We start from the raw sequence: 14,690 nt of genomic DNA on the forward strand, positions 1-14,690 counted from the left end.
TCAGAAGGCGTACCGGATCCGCAGCCACGGGGCGTGTGCCGCGACGAGGTCGCGCATCGCCACGACGGCCCCGGCCTTGACGCCACTGCGGTAGCGGACGTTCCAGCTGCCGTTCTCCGAACGCTTCGGCTCCTGGAGACGCGGCTGCCACAGGACGTCCTCCGCGCGGGGGTGCCAGCCCAGGTTGAGCTCGTGCAGGTCCTTGTTGTGCGTCAGCATGATGACCTCGGCGGCCGCCTGTGCCTTCACCCGCGCGGGCAGCACGTCGTCCATGTGCCGCAGCAGCAGGGACCAGTCCCGTTCCCAGCCGGGCCGCAGCACGACCGGCGAGAGGTTGAAGTGGACCTCGTAGCCCGCGTCCAGGAAGTCCGAGGCGGCGGCGATGCGGCTCTCCACCGGGCTGGTACGGATGTCCAGCAGCCGGGAATCGCTCTGCGGCATGAGGGAGAAGCGCACTCGGGTCCGACCGCGGGGCTCCAGGCGGAGCAGGTCCGGGTTGACGAACTTGGTGGCGAAGGACGCCTTGGCGGCGGGCCATCCCGCGAAGGCGTGCACCAGGTCGGCCACGTTGTCGCTGATCAACGCATCGACGGAGCAGTCGCTGTTCTCGCCGATGTCGTAGACCCAGGCGGTCGGATCGCACTGGTTGGGCTCGGGTTTGGGGCCGAGGCGCACCAGGTGCCGGGAGAGGTGGGCGATGATGCGCTCGATGTTGGTGAAGACGGTGACCGGGTTGGCGTAGCCCTTGCGGCGCGGCACGTAGCAGTAGGCGCAGGCCATGGCGCAGCCGTTGGCCGGACCGGGGGCGATCCAGTCCGCGGAGCGGCCGTTGGGGCGGGTGGTGAGCGTCTTCTTCTCTCCCAGGACCAGGGTCTCGGTCTTGATGCGGACCCAGCGGTCGACGTTCCCCTCGTTCCCGTGGAGGTCGGGGATCCGCCAGTGCGAGTCGACGGGGACGATCTCGGCGTCCGGGTACCGGGCGAGGACCTGCCTGCCGCGTGGCGAGGCGGCGGCCGCGGGCTCGGCGAAGACGGCCCGTACGGACAGCAGCCGGCGGGCGGTGGGGCTGTCGCGGAACAGCGGACCGGCGTCCGCCGGGGCGCGGGAAGCCCGCCCCGGGTCGATGTCCTCCAGGCCGAACAGGGCGTCTGCGCCGTCGTCCGGTCGGCCCGCGGACGGCTGGGCTCGCATGTCGGTCTCCTGCGGATCGCGGAGGGTCCACTGTAGGGCAGTCGGCGGGGCGCCGGAGGAGGACTCCCGGCGGGCGCGCGCAGAAGACGGCCGTCTTCGAGCGCGCCGCCGCCCGGCCCGGATATCGGGCTCGGCCGGCCTCCGGGCCGCTCACCGGCCCGGCCGACCCGCACACCCGGTGGAGCAAGGACTCTGCCTTAAGCTGCTGCCGTGCCCGGCAAACCGATGATCCGCCCCGGCGGCCGCAGCGCCCGCGTCCAGGAGGCGGTCCACACGGCGGTGCGCGCACTCCAGGCGGAGGCGGGCCGGACCGAGTTGACCATTCCGCTGATCGCGGCGCGCGCCGGTGTCACCCCGTCGACGGTGTACCGGCGCTGGGGCGGCCTCCAGGAGCTGCTGTCGGACGTCGCCGTGGAGAAGCTGCGGCCGGACGGACCGCCGCGGGACCACGGCAGCCTGGCCGCGGACCTGCGGCACTGGGCCGAGCAGTTCATCGAGGAGATGGCCTCGCCGGTCGGCCGCGCCTACCTCCGCGACGCCCTGCTCGGGGCCCCCGACGGCGCCAACGCCGCGCGGTGCTCGCAGTACGCGGCGGAGCAGATCGAGGTCGTGCTCGCCCGGGCCGCGGTGCGCGGCGAGGACGCCCCCGGGGTGGAGCTGGTCCTCGACCGGGTCGTGGCGCCCATGATGTACCGCATCCTCTTCCGCTCGGGGAACCCCGCGGAGCGCGTGGATCCCGCAGATCCTCCGGGTCTCACCGCCGCGTACGCGCGCACGCTCGTGCGGGACCTCCTGGACGGCCTCGACGCCCCCCGCCGGGCCGCCGCGCCGTCCCGTACCGCCGCCCGCTCGGCACGTCAGGACGCGGCGTCCGCCGGCCGGCCGGGAACGGGTTCGAGCCGGTAGGCGCCCCCGTCGGTGACCACGCGGCCGGCGGTGGGCGGGGGGAAGTGCGTACCGAGGAGGAGTGCGTCCGTGTCGGCGAGCGAGGCGAGCAGCGAGCGGCGCGTCGCCTCGGCCAGCTCCGGGTCGATGTCGACACAGCTGCCGATCTCCGGCCGCGCCAGCTGCACGGGGTGGTGGATGCAGTCCCCGGTGATCAGGGCCGTGGCGTCACCACTGGTCACCCGTACGGCCACGTGGCCGGGCGTGTGGCCCGGAGCCGGCACCAGCTCCAGGCCGGCGGCGACGGTGACGCCGGCGGCGGGCACGTCCACCGCTTCCAGCAGCCCCGCGGCGTCGACCGGGTGTACGGAGTCGCGGAACATCGCCGCCCGCGCCTCGTCCATGTCGCGGGCCGCCCAGAAGTCGTATTCGGCCTTCGAGGTGAGGTAGCGGGCGCGGGGGAAGGTCGGGACCCAGGCGCCGTCGACCTCGCGCGTGTTCCAGCCGACGTGGTCGGTGTGCAGGTGGGTCAGCAGGACCAGGTCGACGGACTCCGGCGGGAACCCCGCCCGCGCGAGGCGTTCGAGGTAGTCGGTGCGCAGGTCGTGCCAGGCCGGGTTGGCCCGCGTCTTGCCGTTGCCGATACCGGTGTCGACGAGGACGCGCAGCCCGTCCACGACCATCGCGAAGCTGTGGCTGTCCAGCCGCAGGACACCGTCCCGGCTCGCGAAGTCGGGCCGCAGCCAGTCCCGTTCGGAGACGACGTCGGCGGTGGCGGCCGGCAGGAGCCACGGGCCGGTCTGCGGCGGCAGGGGGATCTCGTCGATGCGTCGGACGACGACGGAGCCGACCGTCCAGGACGGTGCGACGGCGGGCGGTGCTGGGTGCACGGGGGAAGCCTTCCTTGTCGTCCACGGAGGGCAAGCGCCCCCCTAAACGCAATTGATTTGCTTTTAGGGACGATAGGCTCTGCCGCCGACCCACGCAAACCACCGGCTCGCGGCCGCGGCGCACGTCCATCACCCCCCGCTCCGGGACCCGTTCACGACGGACGTCCGTGCCCACCCCCCTCGTCCTGCGGAGCCGAGGTGCCCCGCCGGCGGGGGCGGAGCTCAGCCCGCGCCCCCCGGGGCGCCACCGCCTCCGGCGGACCGCTGCGGGCCGCGCGCTTCGTGGGCCCGGGCGCCCTCGCGGGAGTGCAGGGCGTCCAGCAGGGCCAGTTCGGCCGTCGACAGGCGCAGGGCGCCGGCGGCCACATTGGCCGCGAGGTGCTCCGGGTCGCCCGTGCCGGGGATCGCCAGGACGTGCGGTCCCCGCTGCAGCGTCCAGGCCAGCCTGACCTGAGCGGTGCTCGCCCGGTGCGCCGACGCGATCTCGCGCACCTCGGCGCTGTCCTCCCCCGACGCGCCGGCCTCCCGGCCGCCGCCGGCGATCGAGTAGAACGGCACGAAAGCGATGCCCTGTTCACCACAGGAGCGCAGGAACGCGTCCTGTCCGGGCTGTACCCCCAGGCCGTACATGTTCTGCACGCACACCACCGGTGCGATGGCCAGTGCCTCGGCCAGGTGGTGGGGCCGTACGTTGGACAGCCCCAGGTGCCGGACGAGACCGGCCTGCCGCAGCTCCGCCAGCACTCCGAAGCGTTCGGCGATCGAATCGGCGCCGACGATCCGCAGGTTCACCACGTCCAGGTGGTCGCGGCCGAGCTGCCGGAGGTTCTCCTCCACCTGACCGCGCAACTGTTCCGGCCGGGCGTGGGGCGTCCATTCACCCGAGGGATCACGGCCGGGCCCCACCTTGGTGGCGATCACCAGGTCCTCGGGATACGGGGCCAGGGCGCGGTTGATCAGCTCGTTGGCGGAGCGCAGCGGGGAGAAGTAGAACGCCGCGGTGTCGATGTGGTTCACGCCGAGGTCCACCGCGCGGCGCAGGACGTCGACGGCCTGGCCGCGGTCGCGCGGGACGGCGTCTTTGACGAGGGCCTCGCCGCTCTGGGCCAGGCGCATCGCGCCGAAACCGATCCGGTGGACCGTGCGGTCGCCGAGCTTCCAGGTGCCTGCCGCTGTGATCGTCTGTGAGGTCATGCACCGGATGATCGTCGGCGGGTAGGCTGCCTGCCCATCGGTTCGGACATGTGTGAATCCTCGGGGTGGCGGTGCGGGCTGAACTGGCGTTCTCGGTGGGCGACCTGGCGCGGATGAGGTTCGCCGTCTCACCGATGTGGGAGGTCGGGCCCAGCATGCGCCTGCTCCGGTCGGGGCACGAGCACGCCGTGCACCGGGCCTGGACCGCGCAGGTGCGGCCACGGCTGGCGGCCGCGGGGCTCGACCGGGGCCGGCTCGCCGAGCTGGTACCACCCTCGGGGTACGTCCCCGACTTCCTCAATCCCGCGCCCGCCGGGCCGTCCCCCACGCTGGAGGAGGAACTCGCGGCGATCCGGGCCACGCCCGCCGACCGGGTACGCGGGGAGCTCGACCGGCTGTGGGGCGAGCAGGGCCGTAGCGGCCCCGGGCTCCGCGGCCTGTACGACGACGTGCCGCGCCTTCTGGAGCGGGTGGCGGAGGAGATCGAGGCCTACTGGGCCGTCGCTCTGGCGCCCTACTGGGTGCGGATCCGGGCGGTGCTCGACGCCGACGTCTTCCACCGGGCCCGGCAGGTGGCCGAGCACGGCGCGGGGCGCCTCCTGAGCGAGCTCCACTCCTCGGTGAGCTGGGACGACAGTGCCCTCCGGCTGGCCGGCCGGCGCGCGCCGCTGTCCCGGCAGCAGGCCGGCGCCGGCTTACTGCTGATCCCGTCGGTGTTCACCGGACCGGTCCCGTTCACCCGCCTGGCGCCGCCGGACCCACCGCAACTGGCCTATCCGGCCCGCGGGATCGGCTCCCTGTGGGAGCCCCGTACGGCCGCCCGGGACGGCGTCCTGGCCGCCGTACTCGGCCGCTCGCGGTCCCTGCTGCTGGCCGAGTTGGACTCGCCCGCCACCACGACCGAACTCGCCGGCCGTACCGGGCTGTCGGCGGCGGGAGTGTCCCAGTGCCTCACCGCGCTCCGCGACGCCGGCCTGGTCAGCGCCCACCGGACCGGCCGCTTCGTGCTGTACGCCCGTACGTCCGTGGCCGAGGCACTGCTGACCGGCGGGGCCCCCTGACGGCGCCCCGTGCGCGGCGCGCGCCCGGGGCGGCCCCGCCGCCGGTCCGGATCGGCCGGCATGGGCGGGCTCCTGCTTGACCGATGAACCTGCGGCAACGTACCTTCGACCGCACCCCGCTCGTGAGCTGCTGGAAGGAGGCGAAACCGGATGTCGACCGTCTCCGCGCTGATTCGCCTCGCACACCAGATCGCCTGGGCTCCGGGCCGTGTAGCACACGGCTGCTGAGCAGCCCCCTCGCCGGCGTGCCGATTGCGGCCCCGGCGTCTTCTCATCTATGTCACCCCTTACGGCACGCCGTCGCGTGCCGACGCGTCGCGCTGCGGTACCGCGGTGTGCCCGGCTGCGACCACGGAAGAGAAAGCACCTGACATGGCGACTTGGACAGTCCGATCGACCGTGCGCCGGAATGAGGCCGCGCGATGGTAGCGGCGCGCATCACCGTCAACGGGAAAGAAACCCCGATTTCACCGGCCCCACCCCACACCACGGCGCTCGACTTCCTCCGCGAGCGGGGCCTGACCGGTACCAAGGAGGGCTGCGCCGAGGGCGAATGCGGCGCCTGTTCCGTCCTGGTGGCCCGTCCGGGGGTGGACAAGCCCACCGACTGGGTGGCGGTCAACGCCTGCCTGGTCCCGGTCGCGGCGCTCGACGGCCAGGAGGTCGTCACCTCCGAGGGCCTCGCCGCCGCCGACACGTCCGGAGCCCCGGCCGTACTGCACCCCGTACAGCAGGAGATGGCCGTCCGCGGTGGCTCCCAATGCGGTTACTGCACACCGGGGTTCGTCTGCAGCATGGCCTCCGAGTACTACCGGCCCGGCCGCTGCGCGCACGCCGGGTCGACCGACGGCACCGGCTCCGAGCACGGCCCGAACGGCTTCGATCTACACGCGCTGAGCGGCAACCTGTGCCGCTGCACCGGCTACCGCCCGATCCGCGACGCCGCGTTCGCCGTCGGCATGCCCGCCGAGGACGACCCCCTGGCGCAGCGCCGCGAGCAGGCGCCGCCGGAGCCGGCGGCCACCGCCTACACGCAGGGCGACAGCACGTTCCTGCGGCCGGAGACCTTGGCCGACGCGCTGCGGATGCTGCGGGAACGGCCGGACGCGGTGGTCGTCTCCGGCAGCACCGACTGGGGTGTCGAGGTCAACATCCTCTCCCGCCGGGCCACATGCGTGGTCGCGGTCGACCGGCTGCCCGAGCTGCGCGCGCTGCACGTCGGATCCGACCACATCGAGATCGGTGCCGCGCAGACCCTCACGGAGATCGAGCGCCGCCTCGACGGCAGCGTCCCGCTGCTGGCGGAGCTGTTCCCGCAGTTCGCCTCCCGCCTGATCCGCAACAGCGCCACCCTCGGCGGCAATCTGGGTACCGGATCCCCCATCGGCGACAGTCCGCCCGTACTCCTCGCGCTGGATGCCTCGTTGGTGCTCTCCGGCGCCGACGGCGAGCGCGAGGTCCCCCTCCGCGACTACTTCACCGGCTACCGGCAGAGCGTGCGCCGTCCCGGTGAGCTGATCCGTGCGGTGCGCGTCCCGCTGCCGTTGTCGCCCGTCACCGCCTTCCACAAGATCGCGAAGCGGCGCTTCGACGACATCTCCAGCGTGGCCGTCGCCTTCGCCCTCGACATCGAGGACGGGATGGTCCGCACGGCACGGATCGGCCTGGGCGGTGTGGCCGCCACCCCCCTCCGCGCCCTCGCCACCGAGGCCGCCCTGGAGGGCGAGCCCTGGACGGCAGGGACCGTCGAGGCCGCGGCCCGGGTGCTGCGGGAAGAGGGCACGCCGATGGACGACCACCGGGCCAGCGCCGGGTACCGCTCCGCGATGCTCGGGCAGAGCCTGCTGAAGCTGTACGCGCGAACCACCGAGGCGGTGTCGTCATGAGCCAACTGTCCGAACGCCCCGAGGGGCCCGTCGTCGGCCTTCCGTTGCCGCACGAGAGCGCCGGTCTGCACGTCACCGGCGCCGCTCTCTACACCGACGACCTGGTCCACCGCACCAAGGACGTCCTGCACGCCTATCCGGTCCAGGTGATGCGGGCCCACGGCACGATCACCGCGCTGCGCACCGGACCCGCGCTCGCCGTGCCCGGCGTGGTCCGCGTACTGACCGGAGCGGACGTGCCCGGCGTCAACGACGCCGGGATGAAGCATGACGAACCGCTGTTCCCCGACACGGTCATGTTCCACGGCCACGCCGTCGCCTGGGTGCTCGCGGAGAGCCTGGAAGCGGCGCGGCTGGGTGCGGCGGCCGTCGAGGTGGACCTCGACGAGCATCCCTCCGTGATCACGTTGCGGGAGGCGATGGAGGCCGGGAGCTTCCACGGCGCCCGGCCCGTGATGGAGACCGGAGACGTCGACGCCGGCTTCGGCGACTCCGCGCACGTGTTCACCGGCGAATTCCAGTTCTCCGACCAGGAGCACTTCTACCTCGAGACGCACGCGGCGCTGGCCCACGTCGACGAGAACGGGCAGATGTTCGTCCAGAGCAGCACCCAGCACCCCTCGGAGACACAGGAGATCGTCGCGCACGTCCTCGGCCTGCACAGCCACGAGGTGACCGTGCAGTGCCTGCGCATGGGCGGCGGCTTCGGCGGCAAGGAGATGCAGCCCCACGGGTTCGCGGCCGTCGCCGCGCTGGGTGCCAGGCTCACCGGCCGGCCGGTCCGGGTACGGCTCAACCGCACCCAGGACCTCACCATGTCCGGCAAGCGCCACGGCTTCCACGCCGCGTGGAAGATCGGCTTCGACACCGAGGGCCGCATCCAGGCCCTGGAAGCGACCCTGACCGCGGACGGCGGCTGGAGCCTGGACCTGTCGGAGCCGGTCGTGGCCCGCGCCCTGTGCCACATCGACAACACCTACTGGATCCCCAACGCACGGGTCACCGGCCGTATCGCCAGGACCAACAAGGTCTCCAACACCGCCTTCCGCGGCTTCGGCGGACCGCAGGGCATGCTGGTGATCGAGGACATCATGGGCCGGTGCGCGCCGCTGCTCGGCCTGGACCCCATGGAACTGCGCGAACGCAACTTCTACCGGCCGGGCCACGCGACGCCATACGGACAGCGGGTCCTGCACCCCGAACGGATCTCCACCGTCTGGCACCAGGTCCGGGGCGACGCCCGGATCACCGAACGCCAGGCCGGGATCGCGGCCTTCAACGCCGCTCACCCGCACACCAAGCGGGCGCTCGCGGTCACCGGGATCAAGTTCGGGATCTCCTTCAACCTCACCGCCTTCAATCAAGCCGGCGCGCTGGTGCTGGTCTACAAGGACGGCTCGGTCCTGATCAACCACGGCGGCACCGAGATGGGACAGGGCCTGCACACCAAGATGCTGCAGGTGGCGGCGACCACGCTGGGCATCCCGCTGCACAAGGTGCGGCTGGCCCCCACCCGCACGGACAAGGTGCCCAACACCTCCGCCACCGCGGCCAGCGCCGGGGCGGACCTCAACGGCGCCGCGGTGAAGAACGCCTGCGAGCAGATCCGCGAGCGGCTGCTCCAGGTCGCCGGTACCCGGCTGGGCGCGAACGCCTCGGACGTGCGCATCGTCGACGGCGTCGCGCGCGTCCTGGGCGGCGACGCGGAACTGGACTGGGACGACCTGGTACGCACCGCCTACTTCCAGCGCGTCCAGCTGTCGGCGGCAGGCTTCTACCGAACCGAGGGCCTGCACTGGGACGCCAAGGCGTTCCGGGGCTCACCCTTCAAGTACTTCTCCTACGGCGCCGCCGCGGCCGAGGTGGAGGTGGACGGGTTCACCGGCGCCTACCGGATCCGGCGGGTGGACATCGTCCACGATGTCGGCGACAGCCTCTCCCCCCTGATCGACGTCGGTCAGGTCGAGGGCGGCTTCGTACAGGGCGCGGGCTGGCTGACGCTGGAGGACCTGCGATGGGACGCCGGGGACGGTCCGCACCGCGGGCGGCTGCTGACCCGGGCGGCCAGCACCTACAAGCTGCCGAGCTTCTCGGAAATGCCCGAGGAGTTCAACGTCAGGCTGCTGGAGAACGCCACGGAGGAGGGCGCGGTCTACGGGTCGAAGGCGGTGGGCGAACCCCCGCTGATGCTGGCCTTCTCGGTGCGGGAGGCACTGCGGCAGGCCGCTGCGGCCTTCGGGCCCGCCGGGGTCAGCGTGGAACTCGCCTCTCCGGCGACGCCCGAGGCGGTGTACTGGGCGGTCGAGTCGGCCCGCCGGGGCGGCACACCGTACGGCGGGCCGGCAGCCGACGCCCGCCCGCTCGCCGTCGGGGCGGGTGCGCCGAGCGATGCCTGACATGTGCTGGGTGGCCGCGGTCGCGCGGTTGCGGGCACGCCGGGAGCCCGGCGTGCTGGTGACCGTCGCGGCGGTGCGCGGCCACGCCCCGCGCCGGGCCGGTGCCAAGCTCGTCGTGGGACGCACCGAGACCTGGGGGTCGATCGGCGGCGGCAACATCGAGGCCGTCGCCATCGACCGGGCACGCGAGCTGACCGGTGCGGCCCGTCCCGAGCCGGAGATCCTGGAGTTCGCCCTCAACGACAAGGTCACCGGCCCGCACGGGGTGCAGTGCTGCGGCGGCTCCGTCACGGTGCTACTCGAACCGCTGCCGGTGGTCGAGGCGGTGGCGGTCTTCGGCGTCGGGCACGTCGGGCTGGAGCTGGCGCGCATCCTGGCCCGCCACGACCTCGATCTGCACCTGGTCGACACCCGCCCGGACATGCTGTCCGGCGAGCGGCTCGGGGTGCTCGCGGACGCGGTGGCGCAGATCCGGGTGCACCACACGCCGCTGCTCCCGGAGGAGGTCCTCGCCGAGCTGCCGCCCGGTGCGCACGTGCTGATCATGACGCACGACCACGCCGAGGACGCCGCGCTGTGCGACGCCGCACTGCGCACCGCCGGCCTCGGCTCGATCGGTCTGATCGGCTCCTCGGCGAAGTGGGCGCGGTTCCGGCAGCGCCTGGCCACCGAGGGCGGTCACGCCCCGGCTGCCATCGACCGGATCAAGACCCCGATCGGGATCCCCGGCATCGGCGGCAAGGAGCCCGCCACGATCGCGGTGAGCGTGGCGGCGGACCTGCTCCGCAGCTTCGAACAGGACAGCGGCATCTGAACGTCCTGGGCCGCTACAGTTTCACCGCCTCTCAGCCGGTCGACGGCCTGCGCCCGCTGCGCGACCCGGATGCCGTCGGCCCCGACGACGATGACGACGGCAACGACGAGCGAGGTGGATACGGACCGCTCCGTCCGCCACCTCGATGTGCTACTCGGGAGACACGGAAGTCGGGGCAGCCCAGAACGCGCACGAACTTGGTGGAGTCCAGCGGGTAGGGGATGGTTTTCCCGAGGTCGTGGAACCCGATGCGTCGGTAAAAGGCCATGGCGCGGTGATTGTCCTCGCGTACCCCCAGGGTGAGCCAGGTGTAATCGGTGTACTCGCGTGCGAAGTCGATTGCCGCTTCCATCAGCGCCCGCGCCGGACCGGCCGGACCGCGGTGCGCCGGGGCGACATAGACGGCGTGCACGTGTGCGGTGTCGGGGATGCCGTCCAGGGGTGCGACCCCGGCGGTTCCGGCCCAGGAGCCGATCTCGTCGATGGCCACGAACAGTGCGTCGTCGGCCGCGGCCGCGGCCCTTTCTGTCTGCTTCCGCCACGTGCGGTCGGAGAGCGCGACAGCGTCGGCGTGACAGACGCCGAAGGCGTCCGGCGAGTTCAGCAGGGACTCAAGTCGTATCGCTCGCAGCTCGCGCCACTCCTCCGCCGCGATCCGGCGTATGACGTACTTCATGGTTCTCGCTCTGTTCGGGGCGGTCAGGGGCGGCGTGCGGGCACGATGTCCTTCGTCATGAGCGTGTTGCCGGACCAGCAGAGCCGGTAGAGGTCCACTTCGCCCAGCAGGTCGCGGCCCGAACGGTAGAACTCGCAATATGTGCCGGGCGGTCGGGATGCGGAACGGGCCTGGTCGGACGGGTAGGGATAGGCGCGGGCCGGCAGGAGAGCGGCGAGTTCGACGCGAGGCCGGCCGGTGGTCAACTCCTCGTACCGGGAGGGCGGCAGCACGCTCGTGGTCAGTTGCCAGGCCAGGTAGAAGGCGGATGGTACGAAGAAGACGGCTGCGACGACAGGTGCCACGAGGGCGACGGCGGAGCGGCGACGGGCGTCGCTCCGTACGGAGGCGAGCCGCTTGGCGGACTCCGGTACGACGGTGCCCGGTGCTGCGTCTGTCTCCGGGTCCAGGTGGGGAGCGGATTCGGACGTCGACGCGGGCCCTCGGTTCCCGACCGGCGTTCCATCCGCCGATCCTGGTTCTGGCGCCGGCGTCCAGCGCCGGGCGGTGGCAGTGGCCTGATGCGGGAGGACAGCGGTGACGTGGAACCCGCCTTCGCCGGGCCCGGCGCGCATCGAGCCGCCGAGGACCGTCACCCGCTCCCGAAGCCCCGTCAGCCCCCGGCCGCCGACGCCGCTTGCCGAGCTCTCACGTGCGTGTGACGGTCCGCCAGCCGACGGAGCGGCGTTCGCGACGCTCACGACGGTACGGTCGGGCTCATGGGTGATCCGCACCCTGATCGAACAGTCCGGCGCATGTTTCACCGCGTTGGTGAGGGCCTCCTGCACCACCCGGTGCATCCCGCGTTCGACGAGAGGGGACATCTCGGGCACCGCCCCGCGCCGCTCCCATTGCACTGGCACCCCGGAAGCGGCCGCCCGTGAGAGGAGATCCTCGACGGTGCCATTGACGGGCAGCACCGCATCCTTGTCCGTGCCGGGCGGGTCGTGCAGGACGGCGACGGTCTCCCGCAGTTGCTCCACCGCATCCGCGATCGTCCTGCGCAGCTCGGCGAGGTCGGCGCGGTCGCGGTCGGTGAGGTCGGGCGAGAGTTCCAGGGCCCCGGCCCGCAGGGCGACCAGGCTCAGGGCGTGGCCGAGGGAATCGTGCATGTCGGCCGCGATATCCGCGCGCTCTGTCAGCCGCGCCCGCTCCGCAACCAGATGCTGGCGCTCTTCCAGGCTCCGGGCCAGCCGCCAGCCCTCCCTCACGAGATCCCGCCGGCCACGCCAATGCCGTCCAACCAGCCAGGGCAGCAAAAGGGCTGCGGGGAGCACGGTCATCGCGTAGAGCCACCATGCGGGAGGCGTTCGCAGCACCGCGCATGTCGCGAGATCGACCGCTGCGCACCCGGCGAGCACCAGGAGCGGGCGCCATGCCGCGGCGACCCGGGCACCCAGCAGACAGCTCACGGCGACCAACGACAGGACGTGGGCATTGCCGGGAGTCGCGGAGTCGGACAGGCCCAACACGCACAGCCCGTTGACCAACACGACGGCGGCCGCCGGCTGGCGGCGGGACCACGGCACCGCCACCACCAGCACGGCCAAGGGGAGGAACAGATCCAGAACCAGGGAGGCCGAACCCGCGTCCCAGAACCCGAAGCCGGTGGCGGCTGCGAGCACACCCCACAGAGCCACGTCGCCGAACACGGGCCTGGCTGAGGTGATACGCGTGTGCAGCATGGCCCGTCGGCCGTCCTTCCGCTGGATGTCCTCACCGGTCAGGGGCGATTCTGTGGGACGAACCCGGACGCCCGACGCGGCGGGGTACACGGCGAGGGCGTTCGGCCGGTTGCGCCGCTGTTCAGGCGTCACGCCGTCGCAGCACGAAGAGACCAGCCCCCTGCGCGATGACTGCCCACACCAGCAGGATCAGCAAGCTCACGACATCCGGGAACGGGGCTTTGCCATCACCCAGCATGAAATAACCACCCACGGTTTGCGGCATGTACTTGTTGATGGCCAGCAGCACCGGGCCCCCCAGTCCGACCAGCATGCTGGGCAGCGCGGAGACCACGAAGAAAATCATGGCCACGGAGCCCGCCGCCGTCCGCAAGGCGAACGACACCCCCACCGTCATCACACAGACGAGGGCGGAATAGACGCCCATGGCAACGGTTTGGTACACCACCTTTGACAGCGCGAAGCTGGCGTGACCCTGGAAGGGCCCCCAGGCCAGGGCGATGCCCAGCACAGCCCATCCCACTGCGGTGACGAAGCCCACCAAGGCGCTCAGGAGCGCCTTGGCCAGCTGCACGCGGGGCCTGACCGGCACCCACAGCAGCGAGGTGCGCACGCTGCTCGTGGAGTACTCGCTCGTCACCATCGTCATCGCAAGAATCACCAGGGCGAACTGGGTGAGGATGACCGAGGACACCGAGGCGTTGCCGACCGGCTGGATCGGCTTGTCGTTGATCCGAGCGATCGACCCGTAGTAAAAGGTGAAGATCGCAGTCACGATCAGGCCAACCAGCAGGCAGACGTACGGCGTGCGGATGGTCCACAGTTTGGTCCACTCCGAGGTGAACGCGCCAACGAATCCGCCACCGGTGTGGCCGGAGACCATGCGCCCACGGCGGCCGTCGCTCACGTCAGCCGACATGGCGCTCATGCTCCCTCTCCCCGCGTCCCCTTGGAATTCGTGCCACCGAACACAGGGGCGCCCGTTGCGTACTCCACGCTCTGCGCGGTCAGTTCCATATAGACCTGTTCCAGCGAAGCGGAGACGGTCCGCAGTTCGTGCAGCCGCAGCCCCAGCCGGTAGGCCAAGTCGCCTATCTGCTCGACACTACGGCCCTTCACCACAAGCTCGTCGGCCGCGGGCGACTCCACGTTCACGTCGCCGTCCTTCCGGAGATGGTCGATCAGCGTGCGCAGGTGTGCCACGTCCGGGGTGCGCATCCGCACCGACGACAGCGAGCTGCTGGCCAACAGGTTGGCCATCGGCGTGTCGGCCAGAAGCTTGCCCCGTCCGATAATGACCAGCTGGTCGGCGGTCAGCTGCATCTCACTCATCAGGTGACTGGACAGGAAGACCGTCCGGCCCTCTGCGGCCAGGGACCGCACGAGTTCACGCACCCAGCGGACACCGTCGGGGTCGAGGCCGTTGACCGGCTCGTCGAAGACGAGTACCTGTGGATCGCCGAGCAGCGCGCCCGCCACGCCCAGCCGCTGGTACATACCGAGGGAGAACGCCCCAGCGGAGCGCCGCGCAACCTTCGCCAGGCCGACCGTCTCCAGCACCTCATCCACCCGGCGCAGCGGAATGCCGTTGCTACGCGCCTGCGCCACCAGGTGGCTGCGTGCGGAACGGGCCGGGTGCAGCGCCTTGGCGTCCAGAAGCGCGCCGACCTCGCGGATCGGGTGGCGCATCGAGGAGTACGGCTTGCCATCGATGAGCGCCTCACCCCCGGACGGATGGTCAAGGCCGAGAATCATGCGCATCGTGGTCGACTTTCCGGCACCGTTGGGCCCCAGAAAGCCGGTCACTTGCCCACTCTTGATGTCAAGACTCAGACCGTCCACGGCGATGGTCTCGCCGTAACGCTTGGTCAGTCCTCGAAGGGTGATCACGAAACTCCTTCGTGTCGGTCGCCGAACGCGGAAGCCGACGGCGGCGCGCACCGACCGACGCATGGTGCGCAGCCCTGGGCGGC

The 14,690-nt window shown here is 71.8% G+C and carries 11 protein-coding genes and 1 pseudogene; 5 read left to right on the forward strand and 7 right to left on the reverse strand.

Features of this window, described 5'->3' with window-relative positions; all coding sequences use genetic code 11:
- Positions 1-1,191: a spore photoproduct lyase family protein gene (locus AW27_RS02380; protein ID WP_037916960.1), complete on the reverse strand. Its 1,191-nt coding sequence runs from the start codon at positions 1,189-1,191 to the stop codon at positions 1-3.
- 225 nt (positions 1,192-1,416) lie between these two features.
- Between AW27_RS02380 and AW27_RS02385 the strand changes: the two genes are divergently transcribed.
- Positions 1,417-2,097, forward strand: coding sequence for a TetR/AcrR family transcriptional regulator (locus AW27_RS02385; protein WP_078555911.1), 681 nt, complete (start codon positions 1,417-1,419; stop codon positions 2,095-2,097).
- Here AW27_RS02385 and AW27_RS02390 read toward each other — a convergent pair.
- Together AW27_RS02390 and AW27_RS02395 are read right to left on the reverse strand one after the other, a co-directional pair.
- Positions 2,049-2,966, reverse strand: a complete 918-nt coding sequence (locus tag AW27_RS02390) for an MBL fold metallo-hydrolase (protein WP_037916957.1) — start codon at positions 2,964-2,966, stop codon at positions 2,049-2,051. The two genes, AW27_RS02385 and AW27_RS02390, sit on opposite strands and share 49 nt — an antisense overlap.
- A 222-nt stretch (positions 2,967-3,188) precedes the next feature.
- Positions 3,189-4,160: an oxidoreductase gene (locus tag AW27_RS02395; protein ID WP_078555909.1), complete on the reverse strand. Its 972-nt coding sequence runs from the start codon at positions 4,158-4,160 to the stop codon at positions 3,189-3,191.
- A 71-nt stretch (positions 4,161-4,231) separates the two neighbouring features.
- Here AW27_RS02395 and AW27_RS02400 point away from each other — a divergent pair, with 71 nt between their 5' ends.
- From AW27_RS02400 to xdhC, 4 genes are all read left to right on the forward strand, one after another.
- Positions 4,232-5,221, forward strand: coding sequence for an ArsR/SmtB family transcription factor (locus AW27_RS02400; protein WP_037918282.1), 990 nt, complete (start codon positions 4,232-4,234; stop codon positions 5,219-5,221).
- A gap of 422 nt (positions 5,222-5,643) precedes the next feature.
- Positions 5,644-7,107: a xanthine dehydrogenase small subunit gene (locus tag AW27_RS02405; protein WP_037916954.1), complete on the forward strand. Its 1,464-nt coding sequence runs from the start codon at positions 5,644-5,646 to the stop codon at positions 7,105-7,107.
- A complete protein-coding gene (gene xdhB, locus AW27_RS02410; protein ID WP_037916950.1) occupies positions 7,104-9,503 on the forward strand; it encodes a xanthine dehydrogenase molybdopterin binding subunit in 2,400 nt (799 codons plus the stop codon). Before AW27_RS02405 ends, xdhB begins: the two co-directional genes overlap by 4 nt.
- A gap of 1 nt (position 9,504) precedes the next feature.
- Positions 9,505-10,317: a xanthine dehydrogenase accessory protein XdhC gene (xdhC, locus tag AW27_RS02415; protein WP_106967509.1), complete on the forward strand. Its 813-nt coding sequence runs from the start codon at positions 9,505-9,507 to the stop codon at positions 10,315-10,317.
- Between the two features lie 238 nt (positions 10,318-10,555).
- Here xdhC and AW27_RS02420 read toward each other — a convergent pair.
- From AW27_RS02420 to AW27_RS02435, 4 genes and pseudogenes are all read right to left on the reverse strand, one after another.
- Positions 10,556-10,993, reverse strand: a pseudogene (locus AW27_RS02420) (GNAT family N-acetyltransferase); the annotation flags it as partial.
- Positions 10,994-11,016: 23 nt separating this feature from the next.
- Positions 11,017-12,717 (reverse strand): sensor histidine kinase, encoded by a 1,701-nt coding sequence (locus AW27_RS02425; protein WP_052030112.1) that lies wholly within the window; start codon positions 12,715-12,717, stop codon positions 11,017-11,019.
- Between the two features lie 121 nt (positions 12,718-12,838).
- Complete coding sequence (locus tag AW27_RS02430) at positions 12,839-13,645, reverse strand: ABC transporter permease (RefSeq protein ID WP_037916944.1); 807 nt, start codon at positions 13,643-13,645, stop codon at positions 12,839-12,841.
- Positions 13,642-14,607: an ABC transporter ATP-binding protein gene (locus tag AW27_RS02435; protein ID WP_037916940.1), complete on the reverse strand. Its 966-nt coding sequence runs from the start codon at positions 14,605-14,607 to the stop codon at positions 13,642-13,644. The genes AW27_RS02430 and AW27_RS02435 overlap by 4 nt, the downstream gene beginning before the upstream one ends.
- Between the last annotated feature and the right edge of the window lie 83 nt (positions 14,608-14,690).

The sequence above is a fragment of the Streptomyces sp. PCS3-D2 genome, assembly GCF_000612545.2.
Lineage (GTDB): Bacteria > Actinomycetota > Actinomycetes > Streptomycetales > Streptomycetaceae > Streptomyces.

Bases quoted from the DNA above. Each gene is read 5' to 3' on its own strand.
- AW27_RS02430 (WP_037916944.1), bottom strand. From the start codon at position 13,645: ATGAGCGCCATGTCGGCTGACGTGAGCGACGGCCGCCGTGGGCGCATG.
- AW27_RS02395 (WP_078555909.1), bottom strand. From the start codon at position 4,160: ATGACCTCACAGACGATCACAGCGGCAGGCACCTGGAAGCTCGGCGAC.
- AW27_RS02380 (WP_037916960.1), bottom strand. From the start codon at position 1,191: ATGCGAGCCCAGCCGTCCGCGGGCCGACCGGACGACGGCGCAGACGCC.
- AW27_RS02425 (WP_052030112.1), bottom strand. From the start codon at position 12,717: ATGCTGCACACGCGTATCACCTCAGCCAGGCCCGTGTTCGGCGACGTG.
- xdhB (WP_037916950.1), top strand. From the start codon at position 7,104: ATGAGCCAACTGTCCGAACGCCCCGAGGGGCCCGTCGTCGGCCTTCCG.
- AW27_RS02405 (WP_037916954.1), top strand. From the start codon at position 5,644: ATGGTAGCGGCGCGCATCACCGTCAACGGGAAAGAAACCCCGATTTCA.
- AW27_RS02385 (WP_078555911.1), top strand. From the start codon at position 1,417: ATGATCCGCCCCGGCGGCCGCAGCGCCCGCGTCCAGGAGGCGGTCCAC.
- xdhC (WP_106967509.1), top strand. From the start codon at position 9,505: ATGTGCTGGGTGGCCGCGGTCGCGCGGTTGCGGGCACGCCGGGAGCCC.